The following is a 16,409-nucleotide window of genomic DNA, read 5'->3' on the forward strand; positions in this document are numbered from 1 at the left end:
CACGATCGAAACCGGGAGCTGGGCTCGGGTGCCGAGTGTCTGGGGCGCTCGTCTGCAGCGTGCTGCGAAGAAGACTTACTTCTTGTTGCGACGCTGGTGGCGAGTCTTGCGAAGCAGTTTGCGGTGCTTCTTCTTCGCCATGCGCTTGCGGCGCTTCTTGATGACAGAACCCACGGAAAACCTCACTATGTCAGGGGTCTGGACGCGGATCTTTCGCGCCCGGGAACGGGCATCACGAAAAATGCCCTCGGAACAGTCTAGCCGACGTCGGCGATAGGCCGTTGCAGGGCCTCGGTGACGGCCGTCTCGGGCAGGCGATAGCTGCGGCCGAACCGCACCGCCGGCAGCTCGCCCGAATGCACGAGGCGGTAGACGGTCATCTTCGACACCCGCATGAGTTCCGCCACCTCGGCGACGGTGAGAAAGCGCACGTCCGACAGTTCTGCCATGTCTTCTGATCCCCCGAATCCCGGACTCCCCCGAGTCCTGCGGCGCATGACCGCGCCGCCTGCTCAGCCTAGGGGGCCGATGATACGCGTGTAAACCGATGTGAACGCTGTGATGAACCTGTGCCGGTTCAGCGGCCGGGGATCTTCTTCAGCACGCTCTCGAAGGCGTGCTTGGTGGATGCCGCGGCGCGCCCCACCAGGTCGGCGGCGGCCGCGGCCGAGTCGGTCAGCCCGGTGCCGGCGGCAGCGTCGGCGGCGGCGATGCCGTCGTCGAAGAAGGGGACCAGCCAGTCATCCACCTCGTCGAGCGGCGCGGTCGACAGGCTGTAGTAGCGATGCTGGCCCTCTTCGCGCACCGAGACGAGCTCCGCCTCGCGCAACACCTTCAGATGCTTCGACACGGTCGGCTGGCTGACACCGAGCTGGTTGACGATCTGCGAGACGCTCGTGCCGTGCTCGCCCGAGGCCGCTCGCTCGCGCAGAAGCTGCAGGATGTCCCGACGGGTACCGTCGGCGATCACGTCGAAGATGTCCGCCATGCCCTTAGGTTAGCCCGCGCCGCCGCCCGAGTACCATGACAACGACCCAGCGGCAGCGAACGAGGAGAGGAGGCGGTCATGGCGGAGGACTCCGTCGTCGTCCGCGCCGGGCGGCGCCTGGCCGCATCCGCCACCCGTTTCGGTCACGGACTGCGCGAATTGGCGATGGCCTCGCCGTCTCGGTTCGCCGTCCTCGTCTTCCTCGCGCTCATCCTGCTGTTCACGGCCCTGTTCTCGTTGCCGGCGGCATCGGCCGACGGCACCCGCACGCCGTTCGCCGACGCCCTGTTCACCGCCGTCTCGACGATCTGCGTGACGGGCCTGTCGACCGTCGACATGGCGACGCACTGGTCGCCGTTCGGGCATGTGCTCGTCTACATCGGGGTGAACGTCGGCGCGCTCGGTGTGCTGACCCTGGCATCCATTCTGGGTCTCGTCATCTCGAAGCGCCTCGGGCTCCGCGCGAAGCTCATCGCCGCGGGCGACACCAACCCGCTCCGCGCCCACGGCGGGCCGGTCAACGAGGGGCAGACGGTGCGCCTCGGCGAAGTGGGTCAGCTGCTGTCGACCGTCGCGCTGTCGACGCTCGTCATCGAGGCGGCGCTGGCGATCCTCCTCTACCCGTCGCTGCTCATCAACGGCGTCGACCCGGTGACGGCGCTGTGGGAGGCGCCGTTCTACTCCGCGATGGCGTTCACGAACACCGGCTTCGCGCCGAACGCCGGCGGCCTGACGCCGTTCGCGCAGGACTACTTCTTCCTGACGGTGCTGATGGCGGGCGTCTTCCTCGGATCGATCGGCTTCCCGGTGATCTTCACGCTGTGGCGCCACCACTTCCACGTGCGCCGCTGGTCGCTGCACGCCAAGCTCACCGTGATCACGACGGTCATCCTGTTCTTCGTGGGCGCGGGGGTGTTCCTGCTGCTCGAGTACGACAATCCCGAGACGTTCGGCGAGATGGATGCCTGGGACACCACCTTCCAGGCATTCTTCCTCTCGGCGATGACCCGCTCGGGAGGCTTCTCGATCATCGACATCTCGCAGCTGAACGGGTCGTCGCTGGTCGTCGGATCGATGCTGATGTTCGTCGGCGGCGGGTCGGCCTCGACGGCCGGCGGCATCAAGGTGACGACGCTCGCGGTGCTCGCGCTCGCTGTCTGGTCGGAGGCGAAGGGCCGCCCGAGCGTGCAGGCGTTCGGTCGGCGCATCCCGAGCGACGTGCAGCGGGTCGCGCTGTCGGTCGTCGTGTGGGGCGCCACGATCTGCGCGATCTCGACGATCACGATCGGCCAGATCACGAAAGCGCCGATCGAGGACGTGCTGTTCGACGTGATCTCGGGATTCGCGACCGTGGGGCTGTCGACGGGGCTTACAGCGAACCTCCCCGATCCGGCCGTGTACGTGCTCGCGCTGACGATGTTCATGGGGCGCGTTGGTACAGTGACTCTCGCCGCGGCGGTGGCCGCGACATCCCGTTCGCAGCACTATTCGCTGCCCGTGGAAAGGCCGATCGTTGGTTGAGCAGCTGCGGAGCGACGCTCCCGTCCTCGTGATCGGCCTCGGCCGCTTCGGTGCCGCGTGCGCCGGCGAACTCGACCGCCTCGACCGCGAGGTGCTCGCGATCGACGAGAGCCTCGACCTCGTGCAGAAGTGGTCGGAGCGGGTCACCCACACGGTGCAGGCGGATGCCAAGAACATCGAGGCGCTCAAGCAGATCGGGGCGCAGGACTTCCAGGTGGCGGTCGTCGCGGTCGGGTCGTCGATCGAGGCATCCGTTCTCATCACGGCGAACCTGGTCGACCTGAAGGTGCCGCAGATCTGGGCGAAGGCCGTCTCGCAGAGCCACGGCAAGATCCTCGCCCGCGTCGGCGCGAACCACGTGATCTACCCGGAGCGCGAGGCCGGCGAGCGCGTCGCGCACCTCGTCTCGGGGCGGATGCTGGACTTCATCCGCTTCGACGACGACTTCGTGCTGGCGAAGATGTACCCGCCGAAGTTCATCCGCGGCATCAGCCTGAACGAGTCGGGCGTGCGCTCGAAGTACAACGTGACCGTCGTGGGGGTGAAGAGCCCGGGCAAGCCCTTCCGCTACGCGGAGGCGAACACCGTGGTCACCAACCACGACCTGATCATCGTGGCGGGCACCAACAGCGACATCGAGCGGTTCGCCTCGCTCGACCGCTGACCCGCGCCGCCGCCCGGGCGGTCGCGCGGGGTCGGGACTTCACGCCGAGAAACCACTTCACCCCCGAGAAACCACGGCACACCTGATTTCTCGGGGAGGGAGGTGGTTTCTCGCGGGGCTCGGGGCCGGGCGGGGAGAGTCAGGCGCCGGCGGCGAGCTCCTTGGCGCGGGCGACGGCGGCGTCGGTCGCCTCGGAGAAGAGCCCGGCGAGGTTGGCGCCCTGCAGCACCGCGACGGCGCGCTCGGTCGTTCCCTTCGGGCTCGTGACCTTGCGGCGGAGCTCCGCCGGATCCTCCCCCGTGGCATCCAGCAGCGCGGCGGCGCCGATGAAGGTCTGCTCGGCCATGAGGCGCGCATCGGCATCGCTGAAACCCTTGCCGCGCGCCGCCTCGGTGAACTCCTCGATCAGCAGGAACACGTACGCCGGCCCCGACCCCGAGATCGACGACAGCGCGTCGATCTGCGCCTCGGGCACCTCGATCACCACGCCGCACGTCTCGAACAGCGCGCGCACGAGCGCGACGTCGTCGGAGGATGCCGCGGTGCCCGCCGACACGCCGGTCACCGCCTTCCCGACGACGGCGGGGGTGTTCGGCATCGCGCGCACGACGGGCACCCCGTCGCCGACGATCGCCTCGAAGGTCGCGAGGGTGACGCCGGCCGCGAGGCTCACGACGATCGTTCCGGGCCCGAGCGCGGGCGCGATCTCGCGCAGCAGATCGGACACCATGACCGGCTTCACCCCGACGAGCACGATGTCGGCAGCCGCGGCGGCGGCGAGGTTGGCGTCCGGGGCGTCGGCCAGCGCGACGGAGGTCACGCCCTCGAGTCCGGCGAGGGTCTCGGCCTTCGCGGCGCTGCGGTTGGTGACGGTCACGCGGGGGGCGCGACCGGAGCGGGCGAGCCCCGTCGCGATGGCTCCTCCCATCGAACCGGCACCGAGGATCGCGATCGTGGGGAGGGTCTGAGCCATGGCATCCATCCTACGGATCCCGGCTAACTGAGAGTCCATTCAGGTCCCTAGGGGGCGGGGGTAGGATGCCGTCATGACCCTCCTGGACGGCATCACCTCGCGCCTCATCGACACCGATCGGCTGACCGTGAACATCCTCGAGCGGGCAGGCGACGACCCGGCCACCGCGCCGGAGCAGACGGTCGTGCTCGTGCACGGCAACGTCTCGTCGAGCCTGTTCTGGCAGGAGCTCATGCAGGATCTACCGAGCGATCTGCGGGTCATCGCGATCGACCTGCGCGGGTTCGGCGAGACCGAGAGCATGCCGGTCGACGCGACCCGCGGTGTTCGCGACTTCAGCGACGACGTGCGCTCCACCCTCGTCGCGCTCGGCATCGAGACGGCCCACCTCGTCGGCTGGTCGATGGGCGGCGGCGTCGTCATGCAGTACGCGCTCGATCACCCGGCGCTCTCGCTCACCCTGCAGGCCCCCGTCTCGCCCTACGGGTTCGGCGGCACGCGCCGCGACGGTTCACGCCTCACCGACGACGACGCGGGCACCGGAGCCGGCGGGGCGAACGCCGACTTCGTGCAGCGACTCACCGACCGCGACACCACCGACGACGCCCCCACCTCACCCCGGAACGTCTTCCGCTCCGGCTACGTCGCACCGGGCTACACGAGCGAGCACGAAGACCTCTGGGTCGAGTCGATGAACACGACATCCACGGCGGCCGGCAACTACCCCGGCGACGGCGTGGAGAGCCCGAACTGGCCGGGGTTCGCGGCCGGAAAGATCGGCGTGCTCAACACGATGGCGCCGGGCTACTTCAACACCTCGGGCATCGTCGATCTTGCCGTGAAGCCGCCGGTGCTGTGGGTGCACGGCACCGTGGATGCCATCGTCTCGGATGCCTCGTTCTTCGATCTCAACCACCTCGGCGCCATCGGCGTGATCCCCGGCTGGCCGGGCGAGGAGATCGCTCCCGCGCAGCCGATGGTGTCGCAGACCCGCGACGTGCTCGACGCCTACCGTGCCGCCGGCGGCACGGTCACGGAGGTCGTGCTGGAGGGCGTCGGGCACTCGCCGCACCTCGAGCGTCCGGCCCTGTTCCGGCGCGCACTGCTCGAGGTGATCGGCTACATCGGACGGCCCGCCGACCCGGCGCCGCCGACCGAGACCATCATCATCAGCTCGTCGGACTGAGCAGCCCGCCGGCCAGGCCGCGGCGTCAGCGGCGCGGGTCGAAGAAGGCCCGCAGGAGCGCCTGAGACTCGGTTTCGCGCACGCCGCCGACGACTTCGGCCCGCACGGGCAGCCGCCGATCGCGCAGCACGTCGTAGACCGAGCCCGCCGCCCCGGCCTTCTCGTCCCAGGCGCCGAACACCACCCGGCCGACGCGCGCCTGCAGGATCGCACCCGCGCACATCACACAGGGCTCGAGCGTCACGGTGAGCGTGCAGCCCTCGAGGTTCCACGAGCCGAGCGACTCCGCGGCTGCCCGTAGGGCGACGATCTCGGCGTGAGCGGTGGGATCGTGGGTCTCTTCGCGCAGATTGCGTCCCTCGCCGAGGCGCGTGCCCGAGGCATCCATCACGACGGCGCCGACCGGGATCTCGCCGGCGACGGCGGCCTCCGCGGCGAGCGCGAGGGCGCGACCCATCGCCGCGTCGTCGGCGGGCGGCGTCGGAAGGGTCACCGGTCCAGCGTAGAGGCGCGGCGAGCGCCGGATCGGCGGATCGGCCGGAACCTCGCTCCGGAGCCCGAGGGCTGAGTCGGGGCGCCCCGACGCCGTAGGCTGGATGCCATGCGCGTGCACGTTGCCGATCACCCCCTCATCACCCACAAGCTGACGGTGCTGCGCGACGACCGCACCCCCTCGCCGGTGTTCCGCCAGCTCACCGAGGAGCTGCTGACCCTCCTCGCCTACGAGGCCACCCGGAACGTGCGGGTCGAGGAGATCGAGATCCAGACCCCCGTGACCACGACGACGGGCGTGCGGATCTCGGAGCCGCGCCCCCTCGTGGTGCCGATCCTGCGCGCCGGGCTCGGCATGCTCGACGGCATGGTGAAGCTCCTCCCCACCGCCGAGATCGGCTTCCTCGGCATGGCGCGCGACGAAGAGACCCTGCAGCCGTACACGTACGCGGAGCGCCTGCCCGAAGACCTCAGCGACCGCCAGTGCTTCGTGCTCGACCCGATGCTCGCCACCGGCGGCTCGCTCGGCGCGGCCATCGACTTCCTCTTCGCGCGCGGCGCACAGGACGTCACCGCGATCTGCATCCTCGCCGCCCCCGAGGGCGTCGCGAAGATCCAGGAGCAGGTCGGCGACCGCGACGTGACCCTCGTGCTCGGCGCCCTCGACGAGGGCCTCAACGAGAAGGGCTACATCGTGCCCGGCCTCGGCGACGCGGGAGACCGGCTGTACGGCACCGTCTGAGCGCGCCCGCGAGCGCGACCGGTTCGGAGTACCGCCACGTCCTGGAGCTGCTGGAGGAGGCGACCCGGCCAGGCAGGCCCGCGCCCGCCCACGTCTGAGGGCCCCCGGGGACACAGTAGGCCGCGCTGGAGTCACCCGCAGGAGTCCTCCGGGGCCCCCAGCGCTGTCCGGGAGCTCCGGGGTGGGCTCACAGTGTGGGGAAGAACCACCGAGTTCGCGCGCGCGGTCGGTCGTCCACCCCTCAGTGGGTGTCCCCGAACCAGGCCTTCCAGAACTGGCGGGCGGCGAACCAGACTTGGCGGGCGAACCCGCTGAAGTCATCGTTGCAGGTCGCAGTGTCGGGACATGCGTAGCCCATGGCGGAGCGGTAGCGGGAGGGGACCAGCGCGGGGCCGGATGCCGTGACCAGACCCTGTTCCTTCTGCAGGATCACCAGCAGTGCCTTGGGGTCACCCCGCAGCCCTGGGCCGCCTTGGTGAGGATGGAGGCGGCACTGTCCCCCTCAGCGCCCTCGAACACCCTCTCGATGAGATGCAGCGTCTCCACGAGGTCCTCGTGACCGCCGTACCACGGGTCGGGCACGTCCCAGTCGGCGGGGATGTCCCGTGACGGGTGGGCCGCGGCGTCTCCCGTGCTGCCCGCTGCACCCAGGAGCGGACCTCCACCCCGACGCGTTCCGCCAGGCATTCCAGGGCCCGCAGGTGCTGGCGGGTCATCGCCAGGACCAGGTCCCAGGAGTCCAGCTCTGCGGCACTCACCTGCCGAGCACGGTGGTCAGGAACACGGTGGCCGGCCTCGCGCAGCACACGGGCAGCGCAAGGGTCGATCGGATTGCCGTGTTCCTCGTCAGAGATCCCCGCGGAATCGACCAGGACGTCCAGTGCGGCCGCGGATGCCTCCTCGGCGAGCCGCCCTCCCCGGCGAGCCGCCCTCCGCGAACTCCCTCCGCGGCTTCCTCCCGCAGTCTCCCGGCCGTCCTCCCTCCTCAGATGGAGAGGTAGGCGCGCACGGCCTCGTAACTGAAGCGCGCGGCGCGCGTGGAGTCCATGTGGAAGTCCTGGTCGGCGCGCGGACCGCACAGGTCGGACACCGCGCGCACCGACACCCAGCCGACACCCTCGCCGAAGCAGACCTGGGCCAGGGCGGCGGTCTCCATGTCGGTGGCCAGGGCCTGGGGAAACTCCGCACGCATGGACCCGACATTGGCTGCGGTGACGAAGGAGTCCCCGGACACGACCTGCCCGACCCGCACCCGCTGGCTGACATGGCGGGAGAGGTTCTCGGCCTTCAGCACCGCCAACTCCGGGGAGCGGTGGTCCACGGGCATACGCGGGATCTGGCCGCGCACGTAGCCGAAGGCCGTCGCGTCGGCGTCGTTGTAGGTGGTGGAGGTCCCCACCACGATGTCTCCGACCTCGACGTCCGGGGCAAGTCCGCCCGTGGTGCCCGCGGCGATCACCACGTCGGGATCGACCATCATCAGGGCGCGGGCGGTGGCGGAGGCGGCGTTGGCCAGACCAATCCCGGAGACGACGACCAGCACCGTGGACCCGTCCAGGGTTCCCGTGGTGAAGGTCTGGCGGTGGCGTCCCACCTGCCCGATGGCAGTGGTACGGGCATCCGGGCCCAGTGCGTCCAGGAAGGGTCCTGCCTCGACGTCCATGGCGCACTGGATGACGGCCCGCACGCCCTCGCGGGTGGTGGGGGCGGTCGGACAGACGCTCATGGGACTCCTCGGGGTACGGGGGCTGGGGTGGGATGTGGGGTCGTGCGGCGGGAGGTGGGCCCGGGAGGGTCCGAGGGGTCGAGGGCGGCCCCGCTCGGGCAGGCCGGGCGGCCACAGGAGGGGCGGCGGTCGCCCCGGCACTCAGGAGGCGGTGACGTCCTCCCACTCCGCGCGGTGGGAGAGGAAGTCGCGCACCGCCTCCTGCGCTCCCTCCAACGAGTGGTGGGCGCCCCACCCGCACTGGACCTCGTTGGCGGCGGGCACCGAGGTGGCGGAGAGGATGTCGCGGAAGGTCTGCTCCAGCAGCGGCAGGAAGTCCTCGGTCTCCACCCCGAGCACCAGGGCGTAGAAGCCGGTCTGGCAGCCCATGGGTGAGAAGTCGACGAGCCGGTCGGTGTGGTTGCGCATGAGTTCCGCGGTGAGGTGCTCGATGGAGTGCACGGCGGGCATCTCCAGGTGGGCGACATTGGGTTGGGTGAATCGGACGTCGTACTTGACCAGCACGTCCCCTCCGGGCAGCTCCTTGCGGTCGGCGACCCGGACATAGGGGGCGACCACGGTGCGGTGGTCCAGGTTGAAGGACTCGACGTTCATGCGCTCGCTCATGCCAGAAGTCTAGGTCGCGCCCTCGCCTCCGCGGCCGGCGGCCCCACCCAGGCCCTCAACGGTCACCTCGACCACCTACGCGGCTCCGCCCTGGGAATCCGCAACCTCCACAACTACATCGCTTATGCGGAATTCCGCATAAGCTGGGTACTCGGCGATCTGGCCGACCTCGGGTATGACGCGCGCTGGCTCGGCCTACCCGCTTCCGACATCGGTGCGCCCCACACCCGCTTTCGCATCTTCATCCTCGCCCGCCGCGCTGTTTCGGACCCCACTGGCCTCGGACGCCGCGCGCGGCGGGGAGAGCTTGGACCGGGTGCGGGCAAGGCGCGGTACGATCGCGCTATCCCATCAGGTCATCGACCTGGCGCTGAACGGCCCGCCGGGTTCTCGGCGGCATCAGGAGCCGGAGCTGGTGTGGCCGCTGATCGGGCAGCTTTTCGACGCTGGGGACGCTATGCCCTGGGAATCCGACGATGGGAACAGCTCACCGGACGAGGAGCCCCCTCACCCGCCCTCCTGAACGATGACGGGCAGTACCGGCCCGCGCCGCGCTTCGTGGAATGGCTGATGGGCCTACCGGACGGATGGGTGACCGCTCCCGACCTCGGGCTCACGTTGCCCGAACAGCTCGCCGCGCTCGGCAACGGCGTCGTACCGGCCCAGGCCGTCCACGCGCTCGGCGCTCTGCGCCGGGCTCACGCAGTCGGTGGAGCGCGACGCTGACCATCCCTATGAGCCTGCCGTATCCGATGTGCGGTCGTTGGCCCAGCCGCGTGGGCGAAGTTGAGGCTTCTTCCGATCCCCCTGATGCAAGGCGATACACAATGTGTTCGGACCGCTGGGGCATCGACAGGCCTGGCTAATTCAGTTAGCATAGCGGATATGGGTATTTCCCAGAGCGGGACAGTAAAGCGCGATGCTTCGCGAGCGAAGATCGTTGCCGCAGCGATGGAGGAGCTCGATTCACTGCCTGATTGGTCGGGCGAAGTCGGCCTCACTGCCGTCGCGAAGCGAGTCGGCATCGCGCCGCCGAGCTTGTACAAGCATGTGAGTTCGGCGGCGGACCTCCATCGCGGCATCGCGACGGAATGCGTTCGTGAACTCCGAGAGGTGGTCACGAATGCGGTGCTCGGGCGGTCGGGCGCCGACGCGCTTCAATCGTTGATCCGCAGTACGCGCGGTTACGCGCTTGAGCACCCCGGCAGATATGCGGCGACGCAGCGGGCAGCAAATCGCGCCGACCCCGCTGACGCCGACTTGGCAGTCGAGTCGGACAGGCTCGTCCACGTCATCGCCGCCTCGCTTGCGGAGTACGCGCTCTCCGATGAAGGGATGCTCGACGCAATCCGCGTCGTACGCGCCGCCACGCACGGATTCATCATGCTGGAGATGCGGGGAGGGTTCGGATTGCCCAACTCGGTGGAGCACACCTTCGACACGATGATCACCCTCCTCATCGACGGGATCGACGCTCTCCGTGAGCGTGAGCCCGAGGCGCCGCCGGAAGGCCGAGACGCATGACCGTTCGCATTCAACGTGTGGAGAACGCTGCCGTCGCGCTCGCCGTCGCCGTGGTGTTCGTCACTTCGGGATATCCATGGTGGACGCTTCTCGCGATGTTCTTGATCTTCGATCTCTCTGCAGTCGGTTACCTGAGCAACGGTCGCTTGGGACCCCTGCTGTACAACGCCGTGCACAACTATGCCGGCCCTGCGGTTCTCACCGCCGCCTATGCACTTGGCGTTGTATGGGGCCTCAACGTGTGGGCGATCGGGCTGCTGGCTGGGTGTTGGGCATTCCATGTCGCCGTCGATCGCACACTCGGCTATGGGTTGAAGACCGAACGGGGCTTCCGACACACACACCTGGGTGTGAGCGGCAGGAGTCGTCGGGACCCCAGCGAGTGAACTCGCTTTGAATGATGGATCGAATAGGCCCGCAGCTATTGCACTCGACCGCTTGGGCGTGGACTCTGTGATCCTGAGGCAGAGTCCCCTTCGGCGTCTGACTATGTTTCGCGCCGCGCAGCATCAGTGTTCGATGGTCGTAGGGCACTGATGATGAGCGCCGCATCGTCTGCTGGGAGGATATCGATCGACGCTGAGGTGCTGCCCGAGTCATCGCCTTCGGGTGCGAGAGCGATGTTGGTGACGATAAGGCCGATCATGATCCTCGCTGCGGCGTCGGGATCGGCGCTCACCGAGGTCTGTTCCCGCTCTGAGGCGCGGTCCAGGATGACTGCCAAGTGGTCGCGAGTGGGGTCGAGAATGCTCTGGCGCACGGCTGCGGCGAGGTCTGGATCGTGTGCGGACTCTCCGACCAGGGCGACAAGGGCGGCTCCGGCTTTGTCGGAGAACAAACGGCGCTTCTGCTCGAATAGCGTTCTCAGATCGCCGTCCAACGACCCGGTGTCGACGTCTGGCGATTCGGTGTCGGCGATCTGGCTCGCCACCGCCAGGATCAGCTCGCGCTTGGTCGGCCAGCGGCGGTAGACCGTGGCGGTGGACACGCCTGCGCGCGCGGCGACCGCTCCGAGCGTGAGACGCGCGTATCCGGCCTCGGCGAGCAGGTCGAGGACGGCATAAACAATCACCGGGCCCAGCGTCGCGTCGGCAGGACGTCCTGGCGACCGAGGGGCACTCGGTGTCGTCCTCGGCTCTGTCATGCCTTGATCCTACCGAACAGATACGAAGTCACTTCACTTCGCATTAGTCTATGATGGCGTGACACCCGCCATCCGCGAGCCCGTGTTGGCCCGATCTTCGAGGAGCGCTATGAGAACCATCGTGATCACCGGCGCAAGCCGAGGGATCGGCCGCGCGGCGGCCCGACATCTCGCCGAGCAGTCGCAGACCCATCTGGTGCTGCTGAGCCGCGGCGCGTCCGAAGACCTGGTACGGGAACTGCGAACCACAGGATGCGTCGTGTCGGTGATCCGGACCGACCTGTCATCCATGGTCAGCGTCGCCACCGCCGCAGAGGAACTGATCGACGGGATCGAGTCGAGTCTCTTCCCGCCCATTCAGGCACTGATGCTCAACGCCGGGGTGCAGCATACGAACGCGCTAACCGAGACCGTCGACGGCCTCGAGTCGACCTTCGCGGTGAACGTTCTGGCGAACCACGTGCTGCTGGGGAAGCTCCAAGAGCATCTCCCCGCCGACGCGCGGATCGTGGTGACCGTCAGCGATACGCATTTCGGCGATTTCCGGCACAACCTCGGTATGGTGCCAGGGCCGAGGTGGCAGCCGATCCAGACCCTCGCCCGCGTCGGCGCGTTCCCCGACGCGAGCAGTGTCACGGCTGGACGTACCGCCTACTCCACCAGCAAGCTCGCCGCGATCTACCTCGTCCACGAGTACGCGCGCCGCTTCCCGGCCGGACCATCGATGCTCGCCTACAACCCCGGGTTCGTGCCCGGCACCGATCTCGCCCGCCACGCCGATGCGGCCTCCCGGTTCGCGATGCGACGGATCATGCCGCTGCTCACGCTCACTCCCTTGGCGATGTCGCCGGAGACGGCGGGCAGGCTCCTCGCCGACGCGGTTCTGGGTAACACATCGGCGCCGAGCGGCGCGTACATCGACCGCGACCGCGTAGCGCACTCGTCACCCGAATCGTACGACCCGGATCGTGAACGGGACGCATGGGCGGCCGTCGATGCGCTCGCCGCCGATGCTCTCGAACGCCCTTCGAGAGCAGATTCAGAATGAACGGAACACCGATGCGCACAATCCTCATCACCGGCGCAAGCGACGGCATCGGGGCCGCAGCGAGCAGACAACTCGCCGGGCCCGCGACTCGACTGATCCTGATCGGACGCTCCCCGGAGAAGACCCAAGCGATCGCCGCCGAGACCGGAAGCGAGTACCACGTCGCCGACTTCACAAAGCTCGACGACGTGCGGAAGCTGGCGGCAGCTCTCCTCCGCGACTGCGACCGGATTGATGTGCTCGCCAACAACGCCGGCGGCATGTTCTCCGGTCCGACCCGCACCGTCGACGGATTCGAGAAGACCTTCCAGGTCAACCACCTCGCCCCGTACCTGCTCACGCATCTGCTCCTGGATCGGCTTCTCGCCAGCCGCGCCGCCGTCGTCAACACGTCCAGCATCGGCGCGAGACTGTTCGGCCGCATCGACCTGGACGACATTCAGACCTGGAACGGCTACCGCCCGAACGGGGCCTACGGCAACGCAAAGCTCGCCAACATCTTGTTCGCCAAGGCCCTGCACGAGCGCTTCCACGACGAAGGACTGTCCAGCGTCGCCTTCCATCCCGGCAACGTCGCGACCAGCTTCGCCTCCGACACCAGCAGCTACTTCCGGTGGGTCTACCACGGCATCCTCAGCAGGTTCCTCATCTCACCGGAGCGCGGAGGCGCCAACCTCGCCCACTTCATTGAGGGCACCCCGGACATCGCCTGGACTTCCGGCGCCTACTACAACGACCGACGGAAGATCGGGCACACCAACAAGCAAGCAGCCGACCCCACGATCGTCCATGAGCACTGGGAACGCAGCGCGCAACTGCTCGACATCACCTGGTGCCGGTAAAGCTGTCGCATCACGCGCCGACCCACCGCCCGCGAGCGCGATCTTCACCACCACTGGAGGCGAGCTCACGCCGACCGGGTGCACCGATGCCGCCGTCCCCGCCATCACAGCCGGCGCGATCGCCCTCGCCTTGGCGACGCTCCTCGAACTTCACCATTCCCGGCAGGAACAACTCGTTCATGCGGATGCGCAGCCAGTAGTCCGATTGAGTCCATTGCGATGTGCGGCGGCGAGGCGAGAACAACACGGCCGGAGGGTCGTGAACGCCCTTTCAGTCCGCTCGTCGCGCGGACGCAGGTGGCCCATGTGGGGGTCGTCGGAACGACGAGCGGAAGGGGTGAGGGATCAGGCGGGTTCGGATGGTTTCGGCGGCGGCGCGGGCTTCGTCGGGGAGCTGGCGGCGGCGCGGTTCGGTGGTGATCGGGATTGGGTTCGTGCACCTGGAAGGTGACCAGCCCCGGCGAGGCGTCGTGCGTCTCGGGCGGGGTGAGCCGCCGACCTGTCAGGACTTGTCATGCCCGATCCCGCGACCGACCCCGGCGGCGGTCGGGGTCTGCGGGTCGGGTCGCTGTTCTCCGGGTACGGCGGGCTCGACCTCGCCGTGGAGGAGGTCTTCAACGGGCAGACGGTGTGGTTCTCCGAGTTCAGCCCGGCCCCGGCGCGCGTGTTCGCCCATCACTGGCCGGGCGTGCCGAACCTGGGCGACATCACCACGATCGACTGGAACGAGGTCGAGCCGGTCGATGTGATCTGCGGCGGGTTCCCCTGTCAGGACGTGTCCACGGTCGGCAAGCGCGCCGGCCTGCGCCCCGGCACTCGCTCGGGGCTGTGGGCGCGCATGGCTGAGGCGATCGACGTGCTGCAACCGGAGTGGGTCGTCGCTGAGAACGTGCGCGGGCTGCTCTCGGCAACCGCGACCCGCCCGACCCCGGAAGGAGACGACACCGATGGACGTAACCCCATCCCCGCAACCCCCGAGTCCGCAACCGCAATCGAGGGGGCTGCCGTTCGCGGTGTGGAACCCGACCCGTGGGATTTGGGAGACGAGTCAGCTCGACCTCTACGGGCTCTTGGCGCCGGTATGTCGACCTCGGGGTTATGTTGACCGGCTCGGTGAGCGCCCAGGCGGGGCAGGGTGAACGGTTGAGCCGGTCAACATAACCATCGCGGTGTCACCGGTTCTTGAGGAACGCGATGAGAGCGTCGGATGCCTTGTATCGGGCTGGTGGCCGCTCGTCGAGCGCGGGAACGCGTTCGAGGGTTCGCTGCTTGAGTTCCAGGTCGGCATGCAAGTAGATCTGCGTGGTCTGGATGCTCGCGTGCCCGAGCCAGAGCGCGATGCTGGCGGTGTCGATGCCGGCGTGCAGGAGGCTCATCGCGCAGGTGTGCCGCAGCGTGTGCGGCGTGACGTTCTTCCCTGTCAACGAAGGACACCTCTCGGCCGCGGTCGCGGCGTGCCGGGTAACGAGCTTCCCAACGGCAGCCCTGGTCAGGGGTGTCCCGCTGTTGGTCGGGAACAGCGGCCCCTCTCGCGCTGGTGGGAGCTCGGCGAGCCAGGCCGTGAGGAGCCTGACGGTGTTCTTCTGCAACGGGATCACGCGTTGCTTGCGGCCCTTCCCGACGCATTCGAGTTGGCTGTGTGGTCCGAGCTGAAGGTCACCGACGCGCAGGTTGATGAGTTCGCTGACGCGGAGTCCGGTTTGGATGCCCAGGTGCAGCAGGAGCCGGTCGCGGCGACCGAGCCAGGTCCGGGTGTCCGGGGCAGCGATGAGCGCCTCTGCTTCGGGGGCGGTGAGGAACGACACGAGCGTGGTCTTGGTGCGTTTCGCGGGGATCGCGAGGACCTGGCTGATCGTGGCGATCGCGTCAGGTGCCCGGTAGCTGGCGTAGGTGAAGAACGACCGCAGCGCCGCCCGGCGGGCGTTGCGGGTCGCGACGGAGTTCCCGCGCTCGGTTTCCAGGTGCTGGAGGAACCCGCCGATCAGGTCTGCGTCGAGATCGGCCAGCGTCAACGCCGATGGCGCGATCCCGGTGGCCCGCTCAGCGTAGGTCAGTAGGAGCCGGAACGTGTCGGCGTAGGCGGCTTTCGTGTGCGGGCTGGCATCCAGATGCCGGTCGAGCTTGTCGGTGAAGAACCGTTGCAGCAACGGCGCGAGGTCACTCATCACCGCCCCCTCTCGCTTGGATGCGCTCCGCGAGAGCAGCCGCCAGTTCGGGAGTGTTCGACAGATACCAGTAGGTCGCCTCCGGGCCGACGTGTCCGAGGAACGCCGACAGCACCGGCATCATCGCGTCGACATCGCCGCCGGTTCGGATGTGCCCGATCAGGGTGTTCGTCGCGAACGAGTGCCGGAAGTCGTGCAGCCGGGCGGCCGGCTCGGTCGACCCGCCGGCCAAGCCAGCGGCCTCGCGGATCTCTCGGAACGTGTTCCCCGCGGTTGAGCGGGCGATCCGGGTGCCTCGGCGGGCGACAAACACCGCGGTCGTCTTCGGGGCCGGGAACGTCCGATCCCGTAGCCGCCGATACCTGCGGATCGCGGTCATCGTCGTCGGGCGGAGTGGGACGAGGCGGGACTTGCCGAACTTCGTGTCCGTGACCCGCACCCAACCGCTGCCATCACCGGCATCGTCGTCGATGGTGATGTCGTCGTCGTTGAGGTTCCTCGCTTCGCTGATCCGCATCCCCGTCACCGTCAGCAGTCCGAGTAGCGTTTGCCAGGAAGCCGCCCGGACTCGTGGGGTCAGCCTGCCTGCCGCGACCAGCAGCGTGTCGATCTGCTGGTCGGTGAAGATCCGCGGGCGAAGACGATGAGCGCCGTAGGGTCGTCCGTCCAGGACGGGGACCTCGGTCGCGGGGTGGGCGTGTCAAGACTTTTGTGTAAGCGGCTTGGTGTCGGTTTGATTACAGGTGGGGTTCGATGCGGTCGGGGTAGGCGAGGGCGAGCTGTTCGAG

General features: G+C 68.5%; 22 protein-coding genes. 9 read left to right on the forward strand and 13 right to left on the reverse strand.

From position 1 onward, the window contains the following. Window positions 1–75 precede the first annotated feature (75 nt). The 3 genes from LOK55_RS05360 to LOK55_RS05370 all read right to left on the reverse strand — a co-directional run bounded on the left by LOK55_RS05360 (window position 76) and on the right by LOK55_RS05370 (window position 988). On the reverse strand, window positions 76–174 hold the full coding sequence (locus tag LOK55_RS05360; RefSeq protein ID WP_003792170.1) for a 30S ribosomal protein bS22: 99 nt from the start codon (window positions 172–174) through the stop codon (window positions 76–78). 83 nt (window positions 175–257) lie between these two features. Next, window positions 258–449, reverse strand: a complete 192-nt coding sequence (locus LOK55_RS05365; RefSeq protein WP_141380560.1) for a helix-turn-helix domain-containing protein — start codon at window positions 447–449, stop codon at window positions 258–260. A 128-nt stretch (window positions 450–577) separates the two neighbouring features. Beyond that, the gene (locus LOK55_RS05370) at window positions 578–988 is read right to left on the reverse strand and encodes a helix-turn-helix transcriptional regulator (RefSeq protein ID WP_141380559.1); all 411 of its coding nucleotides are present in this window, start codon (window positions 986–988) and stop codon (window positions 578–580) included. 78 nt (window positions 989–1,066) lie between these two features. Between LOK55_RS05370 and LOK55_RS05375 the strand changes: the two genes are divergently transcribed. Together LOK55_RS05375 and LOK55_RS05380 are read left to right on the forward strand one after the other, a co-directional pair. Continuing rightward, on the forward strand, window positions 1,067–2,509 hold the full coding sequence (locus LOK55_RS05375) for a TrkH family potassium uptake protein (protein ID WP_374107621.1): 1,443 nt from the start codon (window positions 1,067–1,069) through the stop codon (window positions 2,507–2,509). Then, window positions 2,502–3,173, forward strand: a complete 672-nt coding sequence (locus tag LOK55_RS05380; RefSeq protein WP_229934551.1) for a TrkA family potassium uptake protein — start codon at window positions 2,502–2,504, stop codon at window positions 3,171–3,173. The genes LOK55_RS05375 and LOK55_RS05380 overlap by 8 nt, the downstream gene beginning before the upstream one ends. Before the next feature lie 139 nt (window positions 3,174–3,312). Here LOK55_RS05380 and proC read toward each other — a convergent pair whose 3' ends face one another. After that, window positions 3,313–4,146: a pyrroline-5-carboxylate reductase gene (proC, locus tag LOK55_RS05385; RefSeq protein WP_229934552.1), complete on the reverse strand. Its 834-nt coding sequence runs from the start codon at window positions 4,144–4,146 to the stop codon at window positions 3,313–3,315. A gap of 73 nt (window positions 4,147–4,219) precedes the next feature. Here proC and LOK55_RS05390 point away from each other — a divergent pair, with 73 nt between their 5' ends. After that, window positions 4,220–5,332 carry an alpha/beta fold hydrolase gene (locus LOK55_RS05390; RefSeq protein ID WP_229934553.1) on the forward strand — a complete coding sequence of 371 codons (1,113 nt, stop codon included), beginning with the start codon at window positions 4,220–4,222 and terminating at the stop codon, window positions 5,330–5,332. Window positions 5,333–5,357: 25 nt separating this feature from the next. On the opposite strand, the gene LOK55_RS05395 is transcribed toward LOK55_RS05390, so the two are convergent. Further along, window positions 5,358–5,789: a nucleoside deaminase gene (locus LOK55_RS05395; RefSeq protein WP_141380584.1), complete on the reverse strand. Its 432-nt coding sequence runs from the start codon at window positions 5,787–5,789 to the stop codon at window positions 5,358–5,360. A 144-nt stretch (window positions 5,790–5,933) separates the two neighbouring features. Here LOK55_RS05395 and upp point away from each other — a divergent pair, with 144 nt between their 5' ends. Further along, complete coding sequence (gene upp / locus LOK55_RS05400; protein ID WP_229934554.1) at window positions 5,934–6,566, forward strand: uracil phosphoribosyltransferase; 633 nt, start codon at window positions 5,934–5,936, stop codon at window positions 6,564–6,566. A 241-nt stretch (window positions 6,567–6,807) separates the two neighbouring features. Here upp and LOK55_RS05405 read toward each other — a convergent pair whose 3' ends face one another. The 4 genes from LOK55_RS05405 to LOK55_RS05420 form a co-directional block, all read right to left on the reverse strand. Continuing rightward, on the reverse strand, window positions 6,808–6,999 hold the full coding sequence (locus LOK55_RS05405; protein ID WP_196325052.1) for a hypothetical protein: 192 nt from the start codon (window positions 6,997–6,999) through the stop codon (window positions 6,808–6,810). A gap of 16 nt (window positions 7,000–7,015) precedes the next feature. Next, window positions 7,016–7,645, reverse strand: a complete 630-nt coding sequence (locus LOK55_RS05410; protein WP_229934555.1) for a hypothetical protein — start codon at window positions 7,643–7,645, stop codon at window positions 7,016–7,018. Then, the gene (gene mtnN / locus LOK55_RS05415) at window positions 7,552–8,292 is read right to left on the reverse strand and encodes a 5'-methylthioadenosine/S-adenosylhomocysteine nucleosidase (RefSeq protein WP_229934556.1); all 741 of its coding nucleotides are present in this window, start codon (window positions 8,290–8,292) and stop codon (window positions 7,552–7,554) included. Before mtnN ends, LOK55_RS05410 begins: the two co-directional genes overlap by 94 nt. A gap of 141 nt (window positions 8,293–8,433) precedes the next feature. After that, entirely contained in the window at window positions 8,434–8,898 is a 465-nt protein-coding gene (locus tag LOK55_RS05420; protein ID WP_141380551.1) for an S-ribosylhomocysteine lyase, read from the reverse strand. Between the two features lie 885 nt (window positions 8,899–9,783). On the opposite strand from LOK55_RS05420, the gene LOK55_RS05430 reads away from it, so the two are divergent. Next, on the forward strand, window positions 9,784–10,422 hold the full coding sequence (locus LOK55_RS05430) for a TetR/AcrR family transcriptional regulator (protein WP_229934557.1): 639 nt from the start codon (window positions 9,784–9,786) through the stop codon (window positions 10,420–10,422). Beyond that, window positions 10,419–10,808 (forward strand): DUF4260 domain-containing protein, encoded by a 390-nt coding sequence (locus LOK55_RS05435; RefSeq protein WP_229934558.1) that lies wholly within the window; start codon window positions 10,419–10,421, stop codon window positions 10,806–10,808. The genes LOK55_RS05430 and LOK55_RS05435 overlap by 4 nt, the downstream gene beginning before the upstream one ends. Before the next feature lie 101 nt (window positions 10,809–10,909). Here the strand turns inward: LOK55_RS05435 and LOK55_RS05440 are convergent, their stop codons facing one another. Then, complete coding sequence (locus LOK55_RS05440; protein WP_229934559.1) at window positions 10,910–11,494, reverse strand: TetR/AcrR family transcriptional regulator; 585 nt, start codon at window positions 11,492–11,494, stop codon at window positions 10,910–10,912. A 181-nt stretch (window positions 11,495–11,675) separates the two neighbouring features. Here LOK55_RS05440 and LOK55_RS05445 point away from each other — a divergent pair, with 181 nt between their 5' ends. Continuing rightward, window positions 11,676–12,614: an SDR family NAD(P)-dependent oxidoreductase gene (locus LOK55_RS05445; RefSeq protein WP_229934560.1), complete on the forward strand. Its 939-nt coding sequence runs from the start codon at window positions 11,676–11,678 to the stop codon at window positions 12,612–12,614. Window positions 12,615–12,625: 11 nt separating this feature from the next. Next, a complete protein-coding gene (locus LOK55_RS05450) occupies window positions 12,626–13,456 on the forward strand; it encodes an SDR family NAD(P)-dependent oxidoreductase (protein WP_229934561.1) in 831 nt (276 codons plus the stop codon). Between the two features lie 10 nt (window positions 13,457–13,466). On the opposite strand, the gene LOK55_RS05455 is transcribed toward LOK55_RS05450, so the two are convergent. Continuing rightward, window positions 13,467–13,703 (reverse strand): hypothetical protein, encoded by a 237-nt coding sequence (locus tag LOK55_RS05455; protein WP_229934562.1) that lies wholly within the window; start codon window positions 13,701–13,703, stop codon window positions 13,467–13,469. A gap of 267 nt (window positions 13,704–13,970) precedes the next feature. On the opposite strand from LOK55_RS05455, the gene LOK55_RS05460 reads away from it, so the two are divergent. Then, window positions 13,971–14,561, forward strand: a complete 591-nt coding sequence (locus LOK55_RS05460) for a DNA cytosine methyltransferase (RefSeq protein WP_229934563.1) — start codon at window positions 13,971–13,973, stop codon at window positions 14,559–14,561. A 67-nt stretch (window positions 14,562–14,628) separates the two neighbouring features. Here the strand turns inward: LOK55_RS05460 and LOK55_RS05465 are convergent, their stop codons facing one another. Together LOK55_RS05465 and LOK55_RS05470 are read right to left on the reverse strand one after the other, a co-directional pair. After that, window positions 14,629–15,621, reverse strand: a complete 993-nt coding sequence (locus LOK55_RS05465) for a tyrosine-type recombinase/integrase (protein ID WP_097798210.1) — start codon at window positions 15,619–15,621, stop codon at window positions 14,629–14,631. After that, window positions 15,614–16,291, reverse strand: coding sequence for a tyrosine-type recombinase/integrase (locus LOK55_RS05470; RefSeq protein ID WP_268252327.1), 678 nt, complete (start codon window positions 16,289–16,291; stop codon window positions 15,614–15,616). Before LOK55_RS05470 ends, LOK55_RS05465 begins: the two co-directional genes overlap by 8 nt. Between the last annotated feature and the right edge of the window lie 118 nt (window positions 16,292–16,409).

Source organism: Microbacterium sp. F2E, from assembly GCF_020905435.1.
Taxonomy (GTDB): domain Bacteria; phylum Actinomycetota; class Actinomycetes; order Actinomycetales; family Microbacteriaceae; genus Microbacterium; species Microbacterium lacticum.